At 60.4% G+C, this 20836-nt stretch carries 15 protein-coding genes; 2 read left to right on the forward strand and 13 right to left on the reverse strand.

All coding sequences use genetic code 11. The annotated features are described in order from the left end of the window. Positions 1 to 353: 353 nt before the first annotated feature. Positions 354 to 1805, reverse strand: a complete 1452-nt coding sequence (locus tag I2I05_RS09800) for an amidohydrolase (RefSeq protein WP_196282074.1) — start codon at positions 1803 to 1805, stop codon at positions 354 to 356. Positions 1806 to 2040: 235 nt separating this feature from the next. On the opposite strand from I2I05_RS09800, the gene I2I05_RS09805 reads away from it, so the two are divergent. Further along, positions 2041 to 4119 carry a hypothetical protein gene (locus tag I2I05_RS09805; protein WP_196282075.1) on the forward strand — a complete coding sequence of 693 codons (2079 nt, stop codon included), beginning with the start codon at positions 2041 to 2043 and terminating at the stop codon, positions 4117 to 4119. Positions 4120 to 4161: 42 nt separating this feature from the next. Here I2I05_RS09805 and I2I05_RS09810 read toward each other — a convergent pair whose 3' ends face one another. Continuing rightward, positions 4162 to 4704, reverse strand: coding sequence for a 2'-5' RNA ligase family protein (locus I2I05_RS09810; protein WP_196282076.1), 543 nt, complete (start codon positions 4702 to 4704; stop codon positions 4162 to 4164). Between the two features lie 905 nt (positions 4705 to 5609). On the opposite strand from I2I05_RS09810, the gene I2I05_RS09815 reads away from it, so the two are divergent. Next, positions 5610 to 8441, forward strand: a complete 2832-nt coding sequence (locus I2I05_RS09815) for a T9SS type A sorting domain-containing protein (protein ID WP_196282077.1) — start codon at positions 5610 to 5612, stop codon at positions 8439 to 8441. A 192-nt stretch (positions 8442 to 8633) separates the two neighbouring features. On the opposite strand, the gene I2I05_RS09820 is transcribed toward I2I05_RS09815, so the two are convergent. The 11 genes from I2I05_RS09820 to I2I05_RS09870 all read right to left on the reverse strand — a co-directional run bounded on the left by I2I05_RS09820 (position 8634) and on the right by I2I05_RS09870 (position 20814). Continuing rightward, positions 8634 to 9002 carry a DMT family transporter gene (locus I2I05_RS09820; RefSeq protein WP_196282078.1) on the reverse strand — a complete coding sequence of 123 codons (369 nt, stop codon included), beginning with the start codon at positions 9000 to 9002 and terminating at the stop codon, positions 8634 to 8636. A 30-nt stretch (positions 9003 to 9032) separates the two neighbouring features. Further along, positions 9033 to 9947 (reverse strand): sterol desaturase family protein, encoded by a 915-nt coding sequence (locus tag I2I05_RS09825; RefSeq protein WP_196282079.1) that lies wholly within the window; start codon positions 9945 to 9947, stop codon positions 9033 to 9035. 154 nt (positions 9948 to 10101) lie between these two features. Next, a complete protein-coding gene (locus I2I05_RS09830; protein ID WP_196282080.1) occupies positions 10102 to 10992 on the reverse strand; it encodes an N-acetylneuraminate synthase family protein in 891 nt (296 codons plus the stop codon). Positions 10993 to 11045: 53 nt separating this feature from the next. Continuing rightward, a complete protein-coding gene (locus I2I05_RS09835; RefSeq protein WP_196282081.1) occupies positions 11046 to 11603 on the reverse strand; it encodes a KdsC family phosphatase in 558 nt (185 codons plus the stop codon). A 120-nt stretch (positions 11604 to 11723) separates the two neighbouring features. Beyond that, a complete protein-coding gene (locus I2I05_RS09840) occupies positions 11724 to 12533 on the reverse strand; it encodes an SDR family oxidoreductase (protein WP_196282082.1) in 810 nt (269 codons plus the stop codon). Between the two features lie 228 nt (positions 12534 to 12761). Next, entirely contained in the window at positions 12762 to 14096 is a 1335-nt protein-coding gene (locus tag I2I05_RS09845) for an aminotransferase class III-fold pyridoxal phosphate-dependent enzyme (RefSeq protein ID WP_196282083.1), read from the reverse strand. 122 nt (positions 14097 to 14218) lie between these two features. After that, positions 14219 to 15169, reverse strand: coding sequence for a transketolase family protein (locus I2I05_RS09850; RefSeq protein ID WP_196282084.1), 951 nt, complete (start codon positions 15167 to 15169; stop codon positions 14219 to 14221). Between the two features lie 134 nt (positions 15170 to 15303). Continuing rightward, positions 15304 to 16161, reverse strand: coding sequence for a transketolase (locus I2I05_RS09855; RefSeq protein WP_196282085.1), 858 nt, complete (start codon positions 16159 to 16161; stop codon positions 15304 to 15306). Next, positions 16158 to 16979 (reverse strand): cytidylyltransferase domain-containing protein, encoded by an 822-nt coding sequence (locus I2I05_RS09860; RefSeq protein WP_196282086.1) that lies wholly within the window; start codon positions 16977 to 16979, stop codon positions 16158 to 16160. The genes I2I05_RS09855 and I2I05_RS09860 overlap by 4 nt, the downstream gene beginning before the upstream one ends. A 104-nt stretch (positions 16980 to 17083) precedes the next feature. Next, the gene (locus I2I05_RS09865) at positions 17084 to 18157 is read right to left on the reverse strand and encodes a glycosyltransferase family protein (RefSeq protein ID WP_196282087.1); all 1074 of its coding nucleotides are present in this window, start codon (positions 18155 to 18157) and stop codon (positions 17084 to 17086) included. A 290-nt stretch (positions 18158 to 18447) separates the two neighbouring features. Next, the gene (locus I2I05_RS09870; protein ID WP_196282088.1) at positions 18448 to 20814 is read right to left on the reverse strand and encodes a PAS domain S-box protein; all 2367 of its coding nucleotides are present in this window, start codon (positions 20812 to 20814) and stop codon (positions 18448 to 18450) included. Positions 20815 to 20836 lie beyond the last annotated feature (22 nt).

Here is a 20836-nt window from a genome sequence, read left to right on the forward strand (position 1 = left end):
ATTAAAGTGCTTTACCCTGAGCTTACTACTAGCGCGGCTTGAATTATAAAAAAAACAAGGTTGGATTCTGCAATAAAAAGATTATCATTGTGAATATTTACAGAAAAAAAATAACTTACTTACGACATGGAAACGGCATTGGACAAAGCATACGAAGCCTACGTGGCTCGCAAACAGGCTGAACGTCAGATTAAATTGCTCCAACTACGGCAGGAGATATTGGCTTCCATGTCCCGGCAGAGCGTTCCGGGGCGAGGGGCAAACGCCCGAAAGCGCACGCCCTTGGTGGTACCACCTTCCTACGTGGCCCCAAACCAGCAGGCAACCGCCTAAATCCGGCCCTGACGCGGGAGCTAATCCCGGTAGTTGAGGGCCGGCTTCCGGTCGCCCAGCAGGGGTTTGTATACATACGAGCCCACGTCCTGCTTGAACTCAGCGGTGGCTTTATCCAGCAACGCCGGGTTCGTGAATAGGTCAATGGCCGTGAGTGCCATGGTTTTGGCGGCCACCATCATGCCCTTGGTGCCGATTTCCTGCCCACTGCAGGCCACGGCTTGCCAGCTGTGCGCCGGCGTGCCGGGAATCCAGGTGGCGGCCGTGAGGCCCACGGTGGGCACCACGTAGCTTACGTCGCCCACGTCCGAACTGCCCCCGCCGTCGCTGAGGGCAAAAGACTGCACGGTAGCCGCAGTTTCAACGGCTGGCGCCGGAAAGCCGAAGGACGCCTGAATTTGCTTGCCGATGGCAATTTCCTGGGGCGTGTAGGCCACGCCGCCCACCCGCTCAAGGTTCACTTGCAGGGCGCGGGCCAGTGTTTCGTTGAGGAGCAATTCGTGAGTACCGCCGATGATTTCGTAGTCCATGGTGGTGCCGGTGCCCAGCGCGGCACCTTCGGCCGCTTTCACCACGCGGGCAAACGCATCCTTTACCTCGTCGCGGTTGGGGTGGCGCACGTAGTAATACACTTCGGCAAACTCGGGCACTACGTTCGGGGCCTTGCCGCCGTTGGTGATGATGTAGTGGATGCGGGTTTCCTGGGGCACATGCTCGCGCATCATGTTCACCATGTGGTTCATGGCTTCTACGCCGTCGAGGGCGCTGCGGCCGCGCTGGGGCGAGGCTGCGGCGTGCGACGCAATGCCGTGAAAGCGGAATTTGGCCGAGGAATTGGCAATGTAGCTGCTCATCATGGCCCGGTTCTGGTTGCTGGGGTGCCAGTGCACCACCGCGTCCACGCCGCTAAACAAGCCCGCCCGCACCAGGTACACTTTGCCGCTGCCGCCTTCTTCGGCCGGCGTGCCATACACCTTGATGGTGCCCTTGAACTTGCCGTCTTTAATCAGCTTTTTCAGCTCGATGCCGGCCGCCACGCTGGCCGTGCCAAAAAGGTTGTGGCCACAGCCGTGGCCCGCGTCGAGGCCGGGCACGGGCTTCTTCTCGGCACTGGCCTGCTGCGATAAACCGGGCAAGGCGTCGAATTCGGCCAGAATGCCAATCACGGGTTTGCCGCTGCCGTAGGTGGCCACGAAGGCCGTGGGGATTTCGGCCACGCCGGCTTGCACCGTAAAGCCGTTGTCGCGCAGGGTCTTTTGCAGCAGGGCCGAGCTTTGGGTTTCCTTGTAGCCCACTTCGGCAAAACCCCAAATGCGCAGGGCCACTTGCCGGTAGTCGGCATAACGGGCTTCAAGCTCCTGCAAAGCCTGGGTTTTAAGGGCATCCACATCGGCTGCGGGCGTGGGCGGCAGGGCAGGAGCGGCGGCCAGCAAACCGGCGCTCAGGAGGCCGCAGAGAAACTGTTTTTTCATAAGGGAGAGCAACAGAGAAGCGAACGCCACCAAGGCAAGCCCGCTGGGAAAGGGCGAAAATAGCATCATTTATCCTCGAGACGGACATTCGCAGCTTGCCAGCAGCTGATGAGTTGCATTGGCGCCTAATTTCTTGGTAATTAGTGGTGACAGCAGAAGCTGCGGCCCTGTGGCGGAGATACCAAGCGGAAGGAGGAAGCATAAGCCGGGCTGCCGAAAACCATATGTTGAAAGCATGAGCAGAATACTTGTCTTTGGCTTATTGTTCGTTGCCTTGGGCTGTTCGTCGCCATCGGCCCAATCGGCGGATGCGGCCGCGCCCCCGGTTCCTACCGGCGAGCCCGGCTACGTGCGTGGGGTGCTGCCGCTGGATTTGAACACGATGGTCTACCAGCAGAACAACGTGAACGGCCCGCCCACCGAGCTGTTCTTCCCAACCGGCTCCGATTTGACCAAGACGTTTAACCCCGGCCACGGTCTTCTGACGGATGAACACGCCATTGTCATCGATTTTCCGCCCCAGTGGGAAGCGAAAAACCTGACGCTGCGGATTTACGACGGCTCGGGCGAGTTCAGCCCCGGACAGCGGTACTACGCGGTAGCGCGCGGCACCAATGGGGCCGAGCAACTGGTGCACACCTTCACCGGCTCGCGCTACAACGAATCGGCTACGGTGGACCTGCCGCCCAACACGGTGTATGAGCGGCTGGTGCTGCGGGGGCCGAAAAATGCCCAGCCCGCCAAGCTCGAAATTATCGGCGACTACCGGCCTTTCAAACCCACTGCCGTGCCGCGCCCCCGCGCCCCGCTTGCCGACTTCACCGGCACCAATGCCTTTCCCTGGAATTTCAACAAAGCCGATGGCAGTGGCTTGAGCGACGAAAAGTTCGGTGCCATTAGCCGGACGTTTGGGGGCGTGCTGCGCATGTATGTCGAGCTGGAGAAGTTTGTGCCCGCGGCCGGGCAGCACCAGTTTCAGTACTGGAACCTGGACCAGCTGGCCCAGCGCGCCCGCGCCGACGGCCGAGAACTGCTCATCACCTTTGTGCACGCCACCCGGGCCGAGATGGAAACCTGGCCCAAAAACACCTATCAGGGCAAAGAATATCCCGATACCGACGCCTCGCCCTACGCTTTCACGGCCGACCTGATGCAGGAAGCCGCCTACAAGCCCTCGGGCGAGGCCGCTTACCAAATGGCCGCCCGCTACGGCTTCAACGCGCGCATTCCCGATGCCAGCCTCAAGGTGTATACCGTGCCGGCCTACCCCAATGCTCCGGTGGCCCTGCCCCGCAAGGGCCTTGGCTACGTGCGCTACTACGAGGCCCACAACGAACTCGACAAAGACTGGAAAGGCCTCAGCCACTACATGAGCGGCTGGAAAATGGGCCTGCACCAGTCCGTGATTTACGACGGCGCCCAGGGCCGCATGGGGCCCGGCTGCGGCATTAAAACCGCCGACCCCAGCGCCGTGGTGCTCAATGCCGGGTTGGCCAAGGCCACGCCCGACGCCTTCCGGGGCATGGTCGACTGCTGGAAAAAGACCCGCGGCTACAAGGCCGACGGCCGCCTCGACATTCCCCTCGACCAGTGGAACTACCACCAGTATGCCTCCGACGGCGGCAGCGCGCAGCACGGCGGCCAGCAAACCCGCGGCATTGCCCCCGAAAACAGCCACTTGGGTGCGGCCGCCCGGCGCATGGTGGCTTTCTCAGCCCTCTACGGCGGCGGCAAGCCCGTGGTGCTCACCGAAACCGGCTACGACGTGCACCCGCTGTCGCCGCTGGCCGCCATCCGGGCGGCCGATGTGGCGGCCTATCCGAAGCGGGAGCTCATTCCAGCGGTCCGCATCCAGCGCACGCAAGGCCTCTGGACGCTGCGCACGCTGCTGGAAGTGGCTGCCCACGGCATCGACGGCATTGCCTGGTACCAAGCCTTCGACGACAACGGGGCGCTGCCTTACGTGTACCAAAGCTGCGGGCTGCTCAACCCGGACAACACCCGCCGGCCCGCCGCCGATTTTCTGCTGCAAACCCGGACGCTGATGGGGAAATACACGTTCCGCGAGCGCCGCAGCGAGAACCCGCGGGTGGATATATGGGAAAATGGCACCGCCCGGATGGCGGTGCTCTGGCTGCCAGTCGAAAGCGACCAAGTGGGTGCATACTCGCTGCCGCTGAAAACCAAAGGAATTTTGTACACCCTGGTTATTGGGGCCGCGCGCATGGCCGAAGGCAAACTGCCCACGAAGAACGGTGTGGCAGTGGTACCCGTGAGCGAAACGCCGGTGTTTGTGCCATTGTCGGCTGATTAAAAAATACGGAAGGGTTTTGCTCCCATCAACGGACGCTTGCCCTTATTTCCCGCCTAACTCTATGGTTGCTCTAGCTTGCCACCGCTGGCCGTCGTGCCGGAATAGGGTGAGGTGCGGTACCGTGCACGCTGCCGTGTAGGCCCGGCTCGCGAATAGCTGGCGCAGCTCCGGCACTAGGGCGGGCGGGAGGTCGCGGGTGGCCAGGGTAAGATGAGGGGTAAACGGGCGGCTTTCGGGAGGGATTTCCGGCAAGTGCGTGGCACACCACTGCCTTAGCGCGGCATGGCAGGCTGTTACCGCGTCAGCTTCGCTCACTCGCACAAACAGCGTGCGGTTTCCAAACCATGCAAATCCGTCCAATGCAAGCCGTACCGGCCGCTGAGTGGCCCCGAACGCCGCCAGTGATGCCGTGCAGCGGGCCTCAAAATCATCGTTCTGTTGCAGAGGCGGAATGAGGGTGATGTGCGGCGGCAGGCGCACCGCATTGCGGCTGCCGGAGAGCTGGTGCACCTCTTGCTTCAAGGCCCAGGTTTCGGAAAATACGGGTTCGGGGGGCAACAGGGCCACGAGGTATAACGCCTTCATTGCTGGGCTGGTAGTTGCATTGGGTTAAAATACTGTGAAGTTTGTATTATGCGTTGATTGTGAAATGGTTGAAATTTGCAGGATGAGCTTTGTTAGCAGGATGTGATGGTTTTTGTGCTTTGATATACAACTGAATAAATTTTAAAATACGACTTAGATAACTATAAAATCGGAACTAGTATACTCCTGGTATTAGCCCCAACAGTTCGTAGCGGATTGCTATTTAAGCAGAACCAATCATCCACATCCTTTAAGGGAAGGACGAGATGTATTAATAAAATAATTAAAAAAAATATTGAAAAAGTATTGCAAAAAGAGAATAAAAGAGCTACATTAGACTATTGTCAAAAGACGTTCTACGCTCTTTTGTACTCGAAAATTTATAAAAGCTGAGCTGTTAACAATTGCTATTCTCGTTGCCCAATTTAAGGGCGGATTACCTGATAGAACTGCCAGTCTTGGCCCCGGCGTAGCCGGAATACGCGTCGTGCTGTTCGCGTCCTTTACTACCAATTAAAGCTATTCGTAGAGAGGCCCCATTCAAATTCGGTTTTGGGTTTTTCCATGGCCTTCGGCTGTGGAACGGGGCTTTTTTGCCCTGTGAGTTAGGCACTACAACGGCGGCAGCTACGTCGCACGCCTCCGTCTACCGCCCCTTGGTGGTCCGTTTCGAACGCTGGTTTTAACCCCAAACATTCTTTCCGCTATTGAATATGAAACTTACATTTCACTCACCAGGCTTTTTGCAGGCCCGGCCTTCCGGTACCCCTGCCGAGAGTAGTTATCCCCTAGGAGCAATTATCGCAGAACGAAGCGGCGGCCAGTCCAGAGGAATAATGGGGCCTAGCAGTTGGCTGCGCTTTCTGATAGTCGTCATTACCGCGCTGCTGTTTGCCGGGCAAACAATGGCGCAGTCCTCATTCGATTTGCCTGACCCGGACCGCTGTACCTCGAAGGACCTGGAAATTGTTTCCGCCTCCATTGGCGGAGCGGGGTGTTCGACTTGCGACCCTACCAACGACGACCCCATAACGGCCCCGCTCACAATTGCTATCAATAACAAAACGGGGTCGGAACGGACCTCGTTTGCTTTTTTTGGCACCTTGGTGATTACCCATGCAAACGGAACGACTACTGAATCGGACATAACGGGTTGCGTTGGGCCGGTGCCTCCCATGCAGATAACCTCGTTTACGACCGGACAAAACGGAGTAACGCTACCTTCTATTACCTACGTCTGCGGCGATGCCATAAATATCGAAAATGTGTTTCTGGCTTGGACGGATGCTTCCGATGGCGAAGCCAGACAATGCCCGCTGGACCCCTCCAAAATTGCTCCTAAATGCGGCACGGCTGATGTGATTCCCGTGAGGGCCCCCGTGCCCACGCCGGGTGTGACGGTGGTTAACAACTGCAACGGCACCTCTACGCTGACGGCGACCGGGGTCACGGGCACGTTGCTGTGGAGCACGGGCGCCACCACGCCTTCCATCACGGTTAACTCGGCGGGTGCCTACACCGTGGTACAGACCGTGAACGGCTGCCCCAGCTTGGCTGGCTCGGGCACGGCAGCACCCAAAACCACCCCCACCGTTACGCCCGGCAGCTACGGGCCGTACTGCGTGGGCGACGCGGCCGTCACCCTGGGCGGCAGCCCCGCGGGCGGCACCTGGACTGGCACGGGCGTCAGCCTGGTGAACGGCGCTTATCTATTTACTCCCAGCACGGCGGGCACTTTTGTCCTTACCTATGCGGTGCCCGCTACCAGCACCACCTGCGCCAACAGCAACACGACTTCCATCCTTGTTAAGCCCGTCGCCACCGTCACCACCGGCAGCTATGGGCCCTACTGCATTACGGCGGCGGCAGTCACACTAAACGGTAGTCCCGCGGGCGGTACCTGGAGCGGCCCCGGGGTGAGCCTGGTGAGCGGGGTTTACAAATTTACTCCGAGCACGGCAGGTGCCGGCACGCATACGCTCACCTATTCCGTGCCGACTACCAATTCGGCCTGCGCCAATAGCGCGAGCACATCCGTGACGGTTTTGCCGCTGGCTACAGCCAATCCGCCCAGCTACGGCCCCTTCTGCATCAATGCGGCGTCGGTTACTTTGGCGGCGGGCGGCACCTGGAGCGGCCCGGGCGTGAGCGAATCGGGTGGCGTGTACACGTTCTCGCCGGCCACGGCGGGCGCCGGCACGCACACGCTCACCTACACGGTAGCAGCCACCAACTCAGCCTGCGCCAACAGCGGCACCACCACGGTTAAGGTGAAACCGCTAGCTACTGTCTCGACTGGCACCTACGGACCGTTGTGCGTGGGAGGTGCTCCGATTACCTTGGGCGGCAGCCCCGCAGGCGGCACTTGGAGCGGAACGGGCGTGAGCCTGGTGAGCGGGGTCTACCAGTTCAATCCAACTACCGCTGGCACCTTCACGCTCACTTACTCGGTACCTGCAGGGAGCTACACCTGCGCCAACAGTGCCACCACCACCATTAAAGTAAGGTCCTTGGCCACCGTAACTCCCGGCACCTACGGGCCGCTGTGTGTGGGCGGTGCCCCGATTACGTTGGGCGGCAACCCCGCGGGTGGCACTTGGAGCGGAACGGGCGTCAGCCTGGTGAACGGCGCTTACCAATTCACTCCCAGTACGGTGGGCACCTTTGTCCTTACCTATGCGGTGCCTGGGGCGAACTACACCTGCGCCAACAGCGGCACCACCAGCATTAAGGTGAGGCCACTGGCCACTGTTACTACCGGTAGCTACGGCCCGCTGTGCCTGAGCGACGCGGCCATCACCTTAACGGGCTCGCCCGCGGGTGGCACCTGGAGCGGAACGGGCGTGAGCCTGGTGAGCGGAATTTACCGATTTAACCCCGGCACGGCCGGCGTGGGCACCTTCGCGCTCACCTACTCAGTGCCCACCACTAATTACACCTGCGCCAACAGCGGTACCACCAGCATTACGGTGAATTCCTGTAACCCCTACCAAGGCTGCACTCTGGGCTACTGGAAGAACCACACCAACCGCTGGAGCTGCTATATTTCTACAGGTACCTACGCTACTAAGTATGGAGCCGTATTTGGCAACGGTACCGTAGAAACGTATAATGCTTCGAATCCTGATTCCGATGCCGATGGCATTCCTTATTCGATTGAGAAGCTTACGCTCCTGCAAGCCCTTAACCTAGGTGGTGGCGGGGTTTATAACCTTGCTCGCCAGTCGGTAGCCGCAGTGCTCAATGCTTGCAGCAGAAACAGCGCCACGGTGAGCAACCGGGTAAACTATCCGCTCAGCAAGGCCCAGGTTATTCAGAAAGTCAACGCGGCTTACCTAGCTGGTGGCACTGCTCCAGGCTTCATGGCTACCTATCTGGACAAGCTGAACAACGCCGGTTGCCCCTTGGGTGGCACATCGGCCACTACGTCGGCTAGCGCGACGCTGATTGATGAGCCCGGCGCAGCAGCCCAGGCCACTAGCCGGATGAGCATCTTCCCAAACCCCTTCACGGATAAAGCTTCCATCGAGTTCACTCTTGCCAATTCGGAGCACTACACCGTGCAGGTACTGGATGTGAGCGGCCGGGTGGTGAGCAAGGTAGCAGCGGGCCTGGCCGAAGCGGGCACGGCGTACCGCTTCCAGCTCTCGCGCGACAACCTTTCGGCCGGGGTGTACCTCGTGCGCCTGACCACCGACCGGACCACGCAGACCCAGCGCTTGATATTGAATAAGTAACCGAGCGCAGGGTCATCAAAAAAGCCGGCAACTACCCAGTTGCCGGCTTTTTTGTGCGCTTGGCTTTGCCCTCTCCTGGAAATCAGTGTGTGCCAACGCAGCCATCCACTTGAGTCAACGCAGCAGTTGCGCCGCTTCGGCTGCGCTCAGCAGCACAGGCATGGAGCCATTGCCAACTTGGCCCGCCGCGCGTTAAGGCAGGCGCTTCAGGCCGATTACCCCGATGATAATCAAGCTGGTAAACAGCAAGTGTTGCAGGGTGAAGGGCTGCTTGAGTACGAAGGTATCGACCACCTTCAGTCCCACTACGGCCAGCGCCATCCACGCGGCGTAGGCGGTAGCGGTGGGGATGTGGCGCATGGCCAGCGATAAGAAAATGACGTTGCCCAGCCCAAACCCGATGTAGGCCAGCAGCGGCACCACCGGCGTTAGGCCGGCCGGCTGCTGGGTGAAGGAATGAAGCCAGTTTACTTGCTTGATTTCCTGCATGTTCAATGCTTTCAAGCTATACGTCCAGCACACTTCCAGCATGGAGGCCACGAATAAATAAAGCCAAGGCATAGAGCAGAGCAAAAAAGAAAACCGTGCGAATCAAACCGCTGCTTTGGACGAATTGGCGGCGGCGGGCACCGGCGGGGCGGCCGCGCGGCGGGGCTTAACAAAGCTACGCACGCGCCGCCCCAGCAGCGGGAGCGCCAGCAGGTAGCGCCGCAGCGCGGGGTAGCGCCGGCGCAGCCCCCGCTCATCGAAGCGCTTCACGGAGAAGACGTGCTGCAGGAAATAATCCTTGGGAAAATCGTAATACAAGCCCCATTTCAGGGGCTTATGGCCCGGCAAATAGGCGGTGCCAAACAGCCAGTCCCAGAAAGCAAACTTGGTGGAGAAGTTGGCGTGGAACACTTCCTTGTGGTCGGCGTGGTGCCACAAATGCATTTCGGGGCCGTTGAAAAAGTACTGCAGCCGGCCCGAGCGCACGTCAATATTAGCGTGAATGTAGATGCCCCACACGGCATCAATCAACGCCTTAATGGGCACCACTACCGGGTCGGCTCCCAGCAAAATGATGGGCGCAAACTCAATGGTTTGGTTGATGAGAATCTCAACGGCGTGCGAGCGGGAGCCCGCCAGCCAGTCCACCTGCTTGCCGGAATGGTGGGCTTCGTGGGTGCGCCACAGCACCGGGTTGTGGTGCTGCCAGCGGTGAAACCAGTAGATGTAGAAGTCGTGCGTTATCAGGAAAAACAACACCTGCACCCACACCGGCCAACCGGTGACGAGGTGCAGCTTCGAGAACTCAAAACGCTGGTCGAGCGGCAGGATGAGATAGTCGAAGATGATGATTTTCAGCAGGAAGCTTTGCACGAAGGTGTAGAGCACCAAGTCGGTCCAGAAACCTTCGCGAAAAAAGGGCAGCCCCTTGCGGTACGGAAAAAACCGCTCCAGCATAATTACCACGGCCACCCAGCCCAGCAGTATGGCCGTGGTGATGAGTTCGACGTGTTGCATGGGTTGGTGAAAATGGAGCAAGTAATTACGTCTGTCATCCTGCGCCCAGCGAAGGACCTTATCACGCTCGCGCCGTTTGTGATACGACAACGTTCAGACATGAGGAGGTCCTTCGCTGGGCGCAGGATGACAGCCGTGAAAACAACCAAACCGTTTATTCGTTGTTCGGCGTCAGCTCGCGCCGTAGGCGGCGACGGGGTTCCAACTCGCTGTCGTAAACCCGTTTAACGCCGTCGCCGAAGGCCGCTTCCACGTCGCGAATGTCGCGCACCATCTTGGCCATGCCGCCGGGTTCCACCGAGGCGGCGTGGTCGGAGCCCCACATGGCGCGGTCGAGGGTGAAGTGGCGCTCCACGAAGCAGGCGCCCAGGGCCACGGCTGCCACGGTGGTGGCCAGGCCGGTTTCGTGTCCGGAGTAGCCAATGGGCGTGGCCGGAAACAGGGCCTGCAGGGCCGGCACCATGCGCAGGTTCAACTCCTGCGGCGGGCAGGGGTAGGCCGAGGTTGAATGCGCGATGAGCAACTTGTCATATCCCACCCATTCCACGGCCTGCGTGATTTCGTTGAGGGTCGACATGCCGGTGCTCAGCATGAGGGGGCGACCGGTGTTGCGCACCCGGTCCAGCAGGGGCCGGTCGGTGAGCGAGGCAGACGCCATTTTATACAGCACCGGCTGAAACTGCTCGATGAAATCCACCGAAGGCTCGTCCCAACAAGAGGCAAACCACGCGATGCCCAGCGCCCGGCAGTAGTCGTCAATGGCCGTGTACTCGTCCACTCCGAACTCGGTGCGGCGCTTGTAGTCGATGTAGCTCATGCGGCCCCAGGGCGTGTCGCGCTGTTTTTCCCATTGGTCTTTGGGCACGCACAGCTCCGGTGTGCGCTTCTGAAACTTCACGGCGTCGCAGCCCGCCCGCGCGGCTTCGGCAATGAGTTGCTTGGCCAACTCCACCGAGCCGTTGTGGTTGATGCCAATCTCGGCGATGATGTAGGTGGGGTGACCGGGTCCAATGAACCGGTCTTTTCCGATTTCGACAGCGTGCATAGCGGGGGGTAAGGCGTTCGGGAAAGGATGAAAGCGAGGGACTAGGGAAGCGGTTAGGAGAGGCTGCGTAGCAGCTGCCGCTCCAGAAAGACGCGTTGTCGGCCCGAATAATCGGGGTTTTGGCTGGCGATGATGAACTCGGCCAACTCCCGGAAGCAGCCGTGGCCGCCGGGGGTGGTGCAGTGGTAGTGGGCCACGTGGCGGGCAAAATCAGTGGCATCGGCGGGGCAGGCGGCCAGCCCCACCAAGCCCATGATTTCCACGTCGTTGGTGTCGTCGCCAATGAAGGCTACCTCGTGCGCCTCCAATTGGAAGCGGGTCAGAATGTCGGGTAGCAGCTGCGCTTTGTTGTTGGCGCCCAAGTGCAGCTCCGTGATGCGCAGCTTGTGGGCTCGCTTCACCACCGAAGGGGAGGTTTCTCCCGTGACGATGCCCGTGGTAATGCCGTGGTTGCGCAGGCGCTCTACGCCCATGCCGTCGCGGATGGAGAACTGTTTCATTTCTTCACCTTGGGCCGAGTAATAGACGCCGTTATCGGTGAGCACGCCATCGGAGTCGGTGAGCACGAGCTTGATGTGCCGGGCTTTAGCAGTTAACTGGGCAGTTTCCATAGTCGCAGAGGTATAGATGAGCAGGTAACGATAGAATTGTTGAAAGTAGGGGATTGTCGTCTAGAAGTAAGTTTATGAAATAGTTATGAAATAATGGGATTGCCTGAAGCAGTGAGAGAATCAAATAGCCGTCCAGCCACCGTCAATCACCAAATTGGCCCCGGTCATGTAAGCGGAAGCATCTGAGGCCAGAAACACCACAGCCCCTTGATAATCCGTGGCCGCAGCCATGCGGCCCAGCGGCGTCTTGGCGCTGTACTGTTGAATAAAAAAAATATCCTGATTGTTTTCGACGCCGCCCGGCGACAGCGTGTTCACCCGCACCCCGCGCTTGCCCCAATACGCGGCCAGGTAGCGCGTGAAGCTGATAACCGCGCCCTTGGTGGCCGGGTAAGAGGGCGATTTGAAGAAGGTTTGCTCGCCCTGCGCATTCACGTAAATGCTCTGGTCGGGCCCCACCAGCCCGTATGTGCTGGCCACGTTGATGATGCTGCCGTGGCCCTGCACCGCCATGGGCGTGCCGAAGACCTGCGCCGCCAGAAAAACGCCGGTCACGTTCACCTCCAGGGATTTTTGCCAGGTGTCGAGGGGGAAGTTTTCGAACTTCGATAAGTCCGCAGCCAGCGCCGGGTTCTCAAACATGTCGTTGATGGCCGCGTTGTTCACCAGCACGTCAATATGCCCGAAATGCGCCAGAATTTCATCGCGCGCCACCTCCAGCGACTCGCGGCTCACGACGTTCACCGCCAACGGCAGGTGCATGCCGCCGGGCAGGTCGGCGGCCACGGCCGCGCAGGCCGCAAAGTTGAGGTCGGCCACCACCACGTTGGCGCCGGCCGCAGCCAAGGCCGCGCAGTGCTGCTGCCCAATGAGGCCGCAGGCCCCCGTGACGATGGCCGTTTTGTCGGTAAGGTCGAAGAGGTTTACCAAGGTGTTTTAACGAATGGTGAGGTATGGGTCGTCATGCCGACATGACTTTGAACTTCCTATTATTCGAACTTTCTCTTAACTAAATCTGAACGTCATGCTGAGCGGAGTCGAAGCATCTCTACTGCGCAAGTAATTCAATTGGTAAAAATTAGTGGTGGCACGCGAGATGCTTCGACTGCGCTCAGCATGACGTTCTTTATGCTTAGCGTTAGCAGGTGCGTTACCGCGTTACTTGGCTTTCACCGGGGCAGCGTTGGTCACCTTGCGGAACACGGCTTCCACGGGCTCGCCCAGCAGGCGGCTGGCTATGTCCTTGGCTTCAATGGCCTCTTTGAGCAGCGGCAGCACGTCGCGGTAGGCCGCCAGCGTGTGGGCTACATCGGCGTCGGTGTGCGAGAAGCACATGTTGTGAAAACCGCCCCACAGGATGCCACGCTTGAATAACTCCTGCTGCATAAAGGCCTTTATTTCCATGGGGTTGCCAGCCGAAGCGTCGAACGTGACGATGGTGCGGCAGTCGTAGCCGTAGCACTTGGTATAAGGCGTGAGGCCCAACTCGGCGGCGATTTCGTTGTAGCCGTCCTTTAGCTTCTTGCCTTGCTCGGCGAGGCGGGCGGGCACGTTTTGCTCGCGCATTTCGGCGATGGTGACCATGGCGGCAGCCATGCTCAAGGCCTCACCGCCGAAGGTGGTAAAGAAGAACACATCCTGCTCGAACAGTTCCATCACGTCGCGGCGGCCGGTGAGCAGCGCAATGGGCATGCCGTTGGCGAAGGCTTTGGAATACACCGCCAGGTCGGGGGTAATACCGAAATACTCCTGCGCGCCGCCCACCGCAATGCGGAAGCCGGTCCACATTTCATCAAAAATCAGCAGCGTGCCGTTGGCTTTGCAGAGCGCGGCCACCTCGTGCAGGAAATTGTCTTTGGGCGCGTCGAAAATGAACGGCTCCAGAATCACGCAGGCCACGTCTTCGTCCAGCAGCGCTTTCAGCGAATCGAGGTTATTATACTCAAAAGCAGCGGTCAGCTCCTTTATTTCCTGCGGAACCCCCTTGTCGCGGCTGGTGGTGCCGATGTACCAGTCGTGCCAGCCGTGGTAGCCGCAGCACAGCACCTTGCCGCGGCCCGTGAAGGCGCGCGCCACGCGCACTGCCGCCGAACACACATCGGCCCCCGTCTTGCTGATGCGGATGCTCTCGGCGTTGGGAATGATTTCGTGAATCAACTCAGAAAGCTGCACTTCCAGCTCGTGCATCATCGAGAACGTGATGCCGTCCAGGAGCTGCGCCCGAATGGCGTCGTCGACCCGGGGGTAAGCGTACCCCAGCGAAATGGGACCGATGCCCATTTGGTAGTCAATGAATTCGTTGCCGTCCACGTCCCAGATGTGGGAGCCGGCACCCCGCTTCACATACTTGGGCGATACGCCCTTGGTGTACTGGCCCGGGCCCTTAGCCAAGGTCTGCGTTACGGGCGTCATGATTTTCTGCGCTCGAGCGTAGAGTTCGTCCGACTTCGTGATGTCGGGGTAATTCTCGTTGAAGGAAACGGTGTTGGGCATGGGTATTTGGTCATCCTGAGCGCAGCGAAGGACCTTATCACGTCCTCGTTGCATGGGTAAGTAACTCTGACGAAAGCAGCCGTGATAAGATGCTTCCTTCGTCAGCATGACAGACGATTTATTTACTCGGCAAACTGGTTCTCCAGAATGGGCCGGGCGGCGAAACTCGCGTTGCCCTCGCCCAGCGCCTCCGCAATGCGGCGGGCAATGTGCTGGCCGGTGAAGCCCTCGTGCTCCAGCACGGCGCTCAGGCGGCCGGGCCGGTACCACCGTTCCTCCAGCGCCAAGGGCAGCACCCGGGCCGTGAGCTGATTGCGCAGCAACACCTCCGCCAGAATGGAATAGAGCCCGCCGGTGATGAAATGGTCCTCCACCGTGACGATGAGCGAGCCGCGGCGCACCACGTCGAGCAGCGCGGCCTCGTCAATCGGCTTGAGGCTGCGCAGGTTGACGAGGCCCACCGATTTGCCCTGTGCCTGCAGCAACTCGCGCGCCACCAGCGTTTGCTCGAACAGCATGCCGTAGGTGAGAATGGTGACGTCGGTGCCTTCGGCCACGATTTCGGCCTTGCCCATTTCAAACGGAGCATGCTCGTAGGTGGCGGGCCGCGTGTTGATGCGAACGTAGGCCGGGGCAGGCGAGGCCCAGATGGCGGGCAGCATGGCCAGCATGTCGGCTTCGTCGGCGGGCGCAAAAACGGTCATGCCGGGGATGCCGCGCATCAAACTCACGTCCTCGATGGCCTGGTGGGTGGGGCCGTTGCCATCGGAAAGGAAACCGGGCACGAAGCCGCTCAGCTTCACCGGCAGCTGGCCGATGCCCACGTCGGTGCGGATAAACTCGAACGCCCGCAGCGTGAGGAAGGTGGCCAGCGCGTGCACCACCGGAATGCGCCCGCGCAGGGCCAGCCCGGCCGCGGCCCCAATCAGGGTTTGCTCCGTGATGCCGGTATCGATGAAGCGCGGGCCGAGCACGGCGGGCAGGTTGCGGATGAGGGCGCGGTTTTCGGCCGTCATCACCACCAGCCGGTCATCGGCGAGGGCTGTTTCTTTTATCAGTTCTTCGTAAGTCATGCTATTTGAATCGTTGAGAATCGTACACCGTCATGCTGAGCTTGTCGAAGCATCTCTACCGCGCAAGTAATCAGATTTACTACTGCGGTAGAGATGCTTCGACAAGCTCAGCATGACGTTCTGCGTTCGTTCTGCTACCGCACCGTCAGCGTTTCACTGGTCAGCGTAGTCGCCTCCTGACTGTGCAGCTCGCGGAGCAATTCCTCTACTTCCTCGGCCGAGAAGTTACAGAACCAGCGGTCGGCCCGCGCCTCGATGCTGGGCAGGCCGCGGCCGCGCACCGTGTCGCAGATAATGACCGACGGCTTGGTTTGGGAGAAGGGGAGGGCCGAAAAAGCGTCTTCTAGCTGCGCGAAATCGTGCCCGTCGATGCGGCGCACTTCGCAGCCAAAGGCTTCGAACTTGGGCGCCAGCGGTTCCAGCGGAATGAGGTCTTCGGTGGCCACGTTGGCCTGGAACTGGTTGCGGTCAACCACCAGCGTGAGGTTATTGACTTGGTGGGCGCTGGCCACGAGCAGGGCTTCCCACACGGTGCCTTCGTTCAGCTCGCCGTCGCCGGTGATGACGATGACCTTGTTGTCCTGGCCGCGCATGCGGCAGTCCATCGCCACGCCCAACGCCACACTGGGCAGGTGGCCCAGCGAGCCGGAGTGGAATTCCACGCCCGGCACGTGGCGGTTGGGGTGCCAGTAAATGTGGTCATCGGTGCTCAGGTGCTGCGCCAAGCGCGCCTTATCCAAGAAGCCTAGCTCCACAAACGTGCCGTAAAGGGCCGGCACGTCGTGTCCCTTGGACAGAAAAAGGTAGTCGCGGGTGGGGTCAGTGAGGTTGTCGGGCCGCACGTTCAGGCAGTCGGCGTAGAGGTACACCAGCAAGTCGGCGCAGGAGAGGGAAGCGCCGGTGAAGCAGCCGCCGTCAGTGCTCAGGCGCACGATGTGCTCGCGCACCCGCAGGGCCAAGGCCGCCAGCTCGTCGCGTTTGGATTCAATCATAAAGAAGGAGGACTCGGTTGCTTGGTTTGAGAGGCGTCTACGGTGGTCAAGTCGGCGAGGTGGTTGCGGTACCAATTCACGCCGGCCAGGTGTGCGTTAAGTTGGGCAATGTCGGGCCGCCGAACCAGGAGAGCAAGAATGTCATCGAGACCAAAGGCCGCATTAGTGGGATAGAGCGCTTCGTAAACGGCGGAAATGAACTTATAGTCTTCGGGGTAGTCAATCGTCCAGCGGTGCGACATCGAAAAGTCCTTCCCGGAGTCCCACGCCACGTTTCCCAGCCGAAACTGGCCGGGGTTTTCCCAGAAAAACGGAGTGGTGTGCTCGCGTTCCAGGGGGCGTTGGGCCTCGCGCCAGGCAGTTTCCAAGGCCTCAAACGGCATCACTTCCACGTCGTTGCCATCCGGAAAAGTAGCGGGATGCAGGTTGCTCACGAAATCGTAGCGGTCGGCGAAATGCAGGTAAAACCCCACCACCTCGTCAATCACCCCGGGGTCGATGAGCGGGCAATCGGAGGGAATTTTCAGCACCACGTCGGCGCCGTAGTGGCGGGCGGCCTGGTAGTGGCGGTCGAGCAGGTCCAGGGCACTGCCGCGAAAGCATTCCAGCCCGTGGGCAGCGCAGCACGCGGCCACGGCATCATCGGCGGCATCGGTGGTGGTGGCCACCACTATGGTACCGGCCAGGTGGGCGCGCTGCACCCGCTCCACCATGCGCACCAGCAGCGGTTGGCCCGCCAACGGCAGCAGCACCTTGCCAGGCAGCCGCGAGGAACCCATGCGGGCCTGCACTACGGTTAGAATTCGCGGTAACGACATGGTAGTTTGGCGGTTGTAATTGATTTAGTATTAGGCGGTATGTAATTGGTATTACAGGGTTTTAAAAGTAGGCCGCGCTTCATCTCCAACCTCTGCACTCGCCATCATTGCGCTGCCATGGTGTTGGCAGGCGAGGCAGGCACAAATTCTGCGGGTTGATACTGACGCAGGAATTCAGGGCCGCTGCCCGCAAAACGGCTGAAGCTGCGGCAAATTGCGGCAATGCGCCGCGCCGAGGTGCCGCCGTTCTGCCAGGGTTGCTTGCGTTTGAGGTCCTCCACGTCGAAATAGGAATGCACCGGCTTGCCCAGCGCCAGGCCCACGTATACCACCGTCGAGTACTGGGTGATAAGTTCGGCGCAATTGGCAATCATGTGGTCGGTGTTGCCGTCGGTGAAAACCAGGGTGCCGGGCGGCGCGTGCTGCCTGATTTCGGCCACCGCCCGCTCGCGTTGCTCGTTGGGGTGCAGCTTGAAAACCAGGGGCCGGCCCGCCGCAATGCGCACGCACTGACGGATGAATTTGGGCCGGTTTTCGGGGGTAAAGGTTTCGCGCAGGTCGGAAGTGGCCACCAGCACGTAGTCGCGGTGCGGAAAGTCGTTGTGGCGCAGCTTCTCGGCGTCGTCAAAGTTGGGGATGCCGGTCACGATGAGCTTGTCGCGGTCGACGCCGACGTGGGCAAAATGCGCTTTGTACCCTTCCGAGGCCACGCAGTAGATGTCGCAGCAGTTGGCCAAGCCATTTAGGGCCGTGCCGATGGCTAGAATGGGCATCCAGTTTAGTTTGCGCACAAGGCGGGCCCACCAGTTGAGCGGGTCGGTCATGCCTTCCTGCACGAAAATGGTTTTGGTGCGGCGCACCAGCGGCCAGGGCACAATCACGTCGGAGCAGCACACCACCAAGTCGTAGGTGTTGCCAAATTGCCGGGCTTCGAAATCGTTGTTCAGGCCGTGGTCGGCCAGGTATTTATCGGCCTTGGCCTTGATGGCGCCGGTCACGATGGTCTTGTCTAATCCCCCGGTTTTTAGCAGAAATTTGTAGAAGCCCCGCTGCCAGCCGTCGTAGTACAGCTGGCTGAAATAAGGTTCGAACTCGTCTTCGAGCAACTGCGCAATCTGGTGCATCTGCGTGGTTTGGTTGGGCGAACCAATGAGGAAAAGCACCTTTTTTCGGGACATGCAGGAAGGAAAAAGGAAACAATCAAACCACTGAAACCCGGAATCCGACTCCGTTTTATCACGTAAACTCACTGCTGTTCTTTGGCGTGAAACAACGAAAAGAGCGGGAAACCAAGGCCGCAGGCAAGGTACAGGATAAGGCTCGAATTTCACAAGCCACCCTTCTTCCACCGACGGGCCGCCAGTTGCCAATTGCCAAGGCTGGCACGGCATTAACCACAGTTGCCTGCCGGGCCGTTCTTTCGCATTGCTTATCGGCGCTGCCGGGCTCAATAGCGACCTGAATTGCCTTACAATGGTCTGGCTGCTGGCCCGTGCTGCGCCTCGGGCTCCTCCTCAATAACCGGCAGGGTGATGGTGGCAATAGTGCCCCGGCCCCGCCGCGACTGCAGCTCAAACTGCCCGCCCAGCAGCGCGGCGCGGTTGTAAAGGCTGGTGAGGCCGATGCCCTTGGCGGCGCTCATGGCGCTGGCCACGTCGAAGCCGCCGCCATCGTCTTCCATGCTGATGTGAATCTGGTCGTCCTCAAGTGCCACGTGCAGGGTGGCTTCGTTGGCACGGGCGTGTTTCATCACGTTGTTCAGCAATTCCTGCACCATGCGATACACGGCCACCGTCAGCACCTTGGGCAGGGGGTGTTGCAGCCCTTTGAGGTACAAGTGCAGGCGCAGCTTTTCGGCCGGAATGCTTTTGGCCAGCTTTTGCAGGGCCACGGCCAAGCCGAAGTCTTCTAATACGCTCGGCGTCAGCTCAAACGAGACGCTACGGGTAGCTTTGATGGCTTCCTCCAGCAGGGTCAGCGACTCGGCGTTGCCGGGAGTGGCGCTGTTTTCCAAGTGCAGCTTGGTGGCGTAGAGCAGCTGGCCCACGCCGTTGTGCAGGGCCTCGGCAATGCGTTTGCGTTCCACTTCCTGGGCCATGAGCACCATGCGGAAGGTGTCGCGCTGTTGCTGGGCTTTGTAGTGGGCTGCGCTGGCGTGCAGGCGGTTGCGCTCCGTCACGTCGCGCAGTAGGAGCAGGCCGCCGGTGTGGGCCAGCCCATCGGCACTGGCCAGGGGAATGGCGGTGAGCTCGAAATCACGCGGGGGCAAATCCAAGGAAAAAGGCTGGTGGTAGCGCGGCCGCTGGGCGCCGTCCAGCACGTGCTCGACCACGCGGCCGGGCAGCGAGGAGCGGTCGAAGGGCAAGCAGGCGAAGACGTCGCGGCCCAGCGCCTCGTCTTCGGGGAGGCCGGTGAGGGCTTCAAAAGCGCGGTTCCAAGCCGTGAGGTGGCCGCGGTGGTCAAACGCGGCCACGCCGTCCACGTAGTGGTCGAGCAGGCTTTTGGTGAACTTCTGTTCCTCAAAGAGCTGCTTTTTCATGCGCTCCGATTCGGTTACGTCGATGCTGAAAACGACGCCTTGCTGCTGCTGCTCATCAAAAAAACCATAGTTCTGGAGGTACACGCGCTGGCCTTCCACGTCGGCCACGTTCATAAACGTGCTGGATTCGCCCGCCAGCACCCGCCGTACGGGCTCGGTGAGGGTGGGAAATACCTCGAAAACCGACGACCCCGCCAGCGCGTTGTCGGCAATGCCCAGCCGGCGCAGGCCCGCGCCCACCAGCTCCAGGTACTCCCCGGTGGCCGACAAGCGCCCGAACATGACGGGCATGTTATCGACCAGGTGCTGCAGCTGGCGGTTGCGGTAGTTGAGGTCTTCCTCGGCCCGGCGCCGGTCCGACACGTCGCGCACCAGGCCAATCATGCATTCGGGCCGGCCCTGGGCGTTGTATTGCACCTTGCCATTGGCCATCAGGTAATGCACCGAGCCGTCGGGCCACTGGGCCCGCAACTCGAGGTCGAGGGGGCGGCCGTACTGCATGGAGGCGTGCAGGGCGCGCTGCATGGGCACCACATCGGCCGCGTACACAGCGGCCTGCAGCACTGCAAAGGACGTGGGGCTGGGGTCGTGGGGCCGCCCAAAGCAGGCCTGGGCGCGTGCGTCCCACTCCAGCTCGTTGGAGGCGAACGTCCATACCCAGACGCCGGTGCTGGAGGCGGCCAGCGCCAGGTGCAGGCGGTCTTCGCTGTGCTGCCGGCGTTCCATTTCCTGGCTCAGGGGGGTCACGTCCACCACGGCCAGCCGGGCGGCAGGGGCTCCGGCCGTGGTGGTGCCGGCCACACCTTCGAGGTGCGCCACAAAGCCGATTCCCGCCTCGGTTTGCAGCTTCAGCTCAATGGTTTTCCGCTGCCGGGTGGCCAGCACGGTATCCAGAAAGGCCAGGAAATTGTCGCGGCTTTCCGGACTCACAAACAGCAGGAAGCGTCGCCCGGTGAGGCGCTTGGCCGTGGTGCCCAGCATGCGGCTGGCGCGGTCGTTGAGCTGCCGAATAACGCCGCCTTTGGCTTCCAGGGTGAAGAGGGCGGCGGGCGCAAAATCATAGAGCTCAACATACTGGGCGCGGGCGGCCTGCACGGCGGCGTGGGCCGATTGCAGCTCTTCGTACTGCATTTGCAGCTCGAGCTGGTGCACTTGTAGCTCTTGTACCAGGTGCTGCACATTGGGCGGCACGCCGGCCACCAGTTCGGGCGTCAGGTCTTTTTCAAGCTGAGCAGCGCGGTTGCGCAGGCGCTCCTGTGCTTGCCGGGTGAGCAACGACTTGGATGAGTTCGGCATGGCAAGGCAGAATAAGCAGTGT

It is taken from the genome of Hymenobacter jeongseonensis (assembly GCF_015694725.1).
In the GTDB taxonomy this organism is placed as follows: Bacteria; Bacteroidota; Bacteroidia; order Cytophagales; family Hymenobacteraceae; genus Hymenobacter; species Hymenobacter jeongseonensis.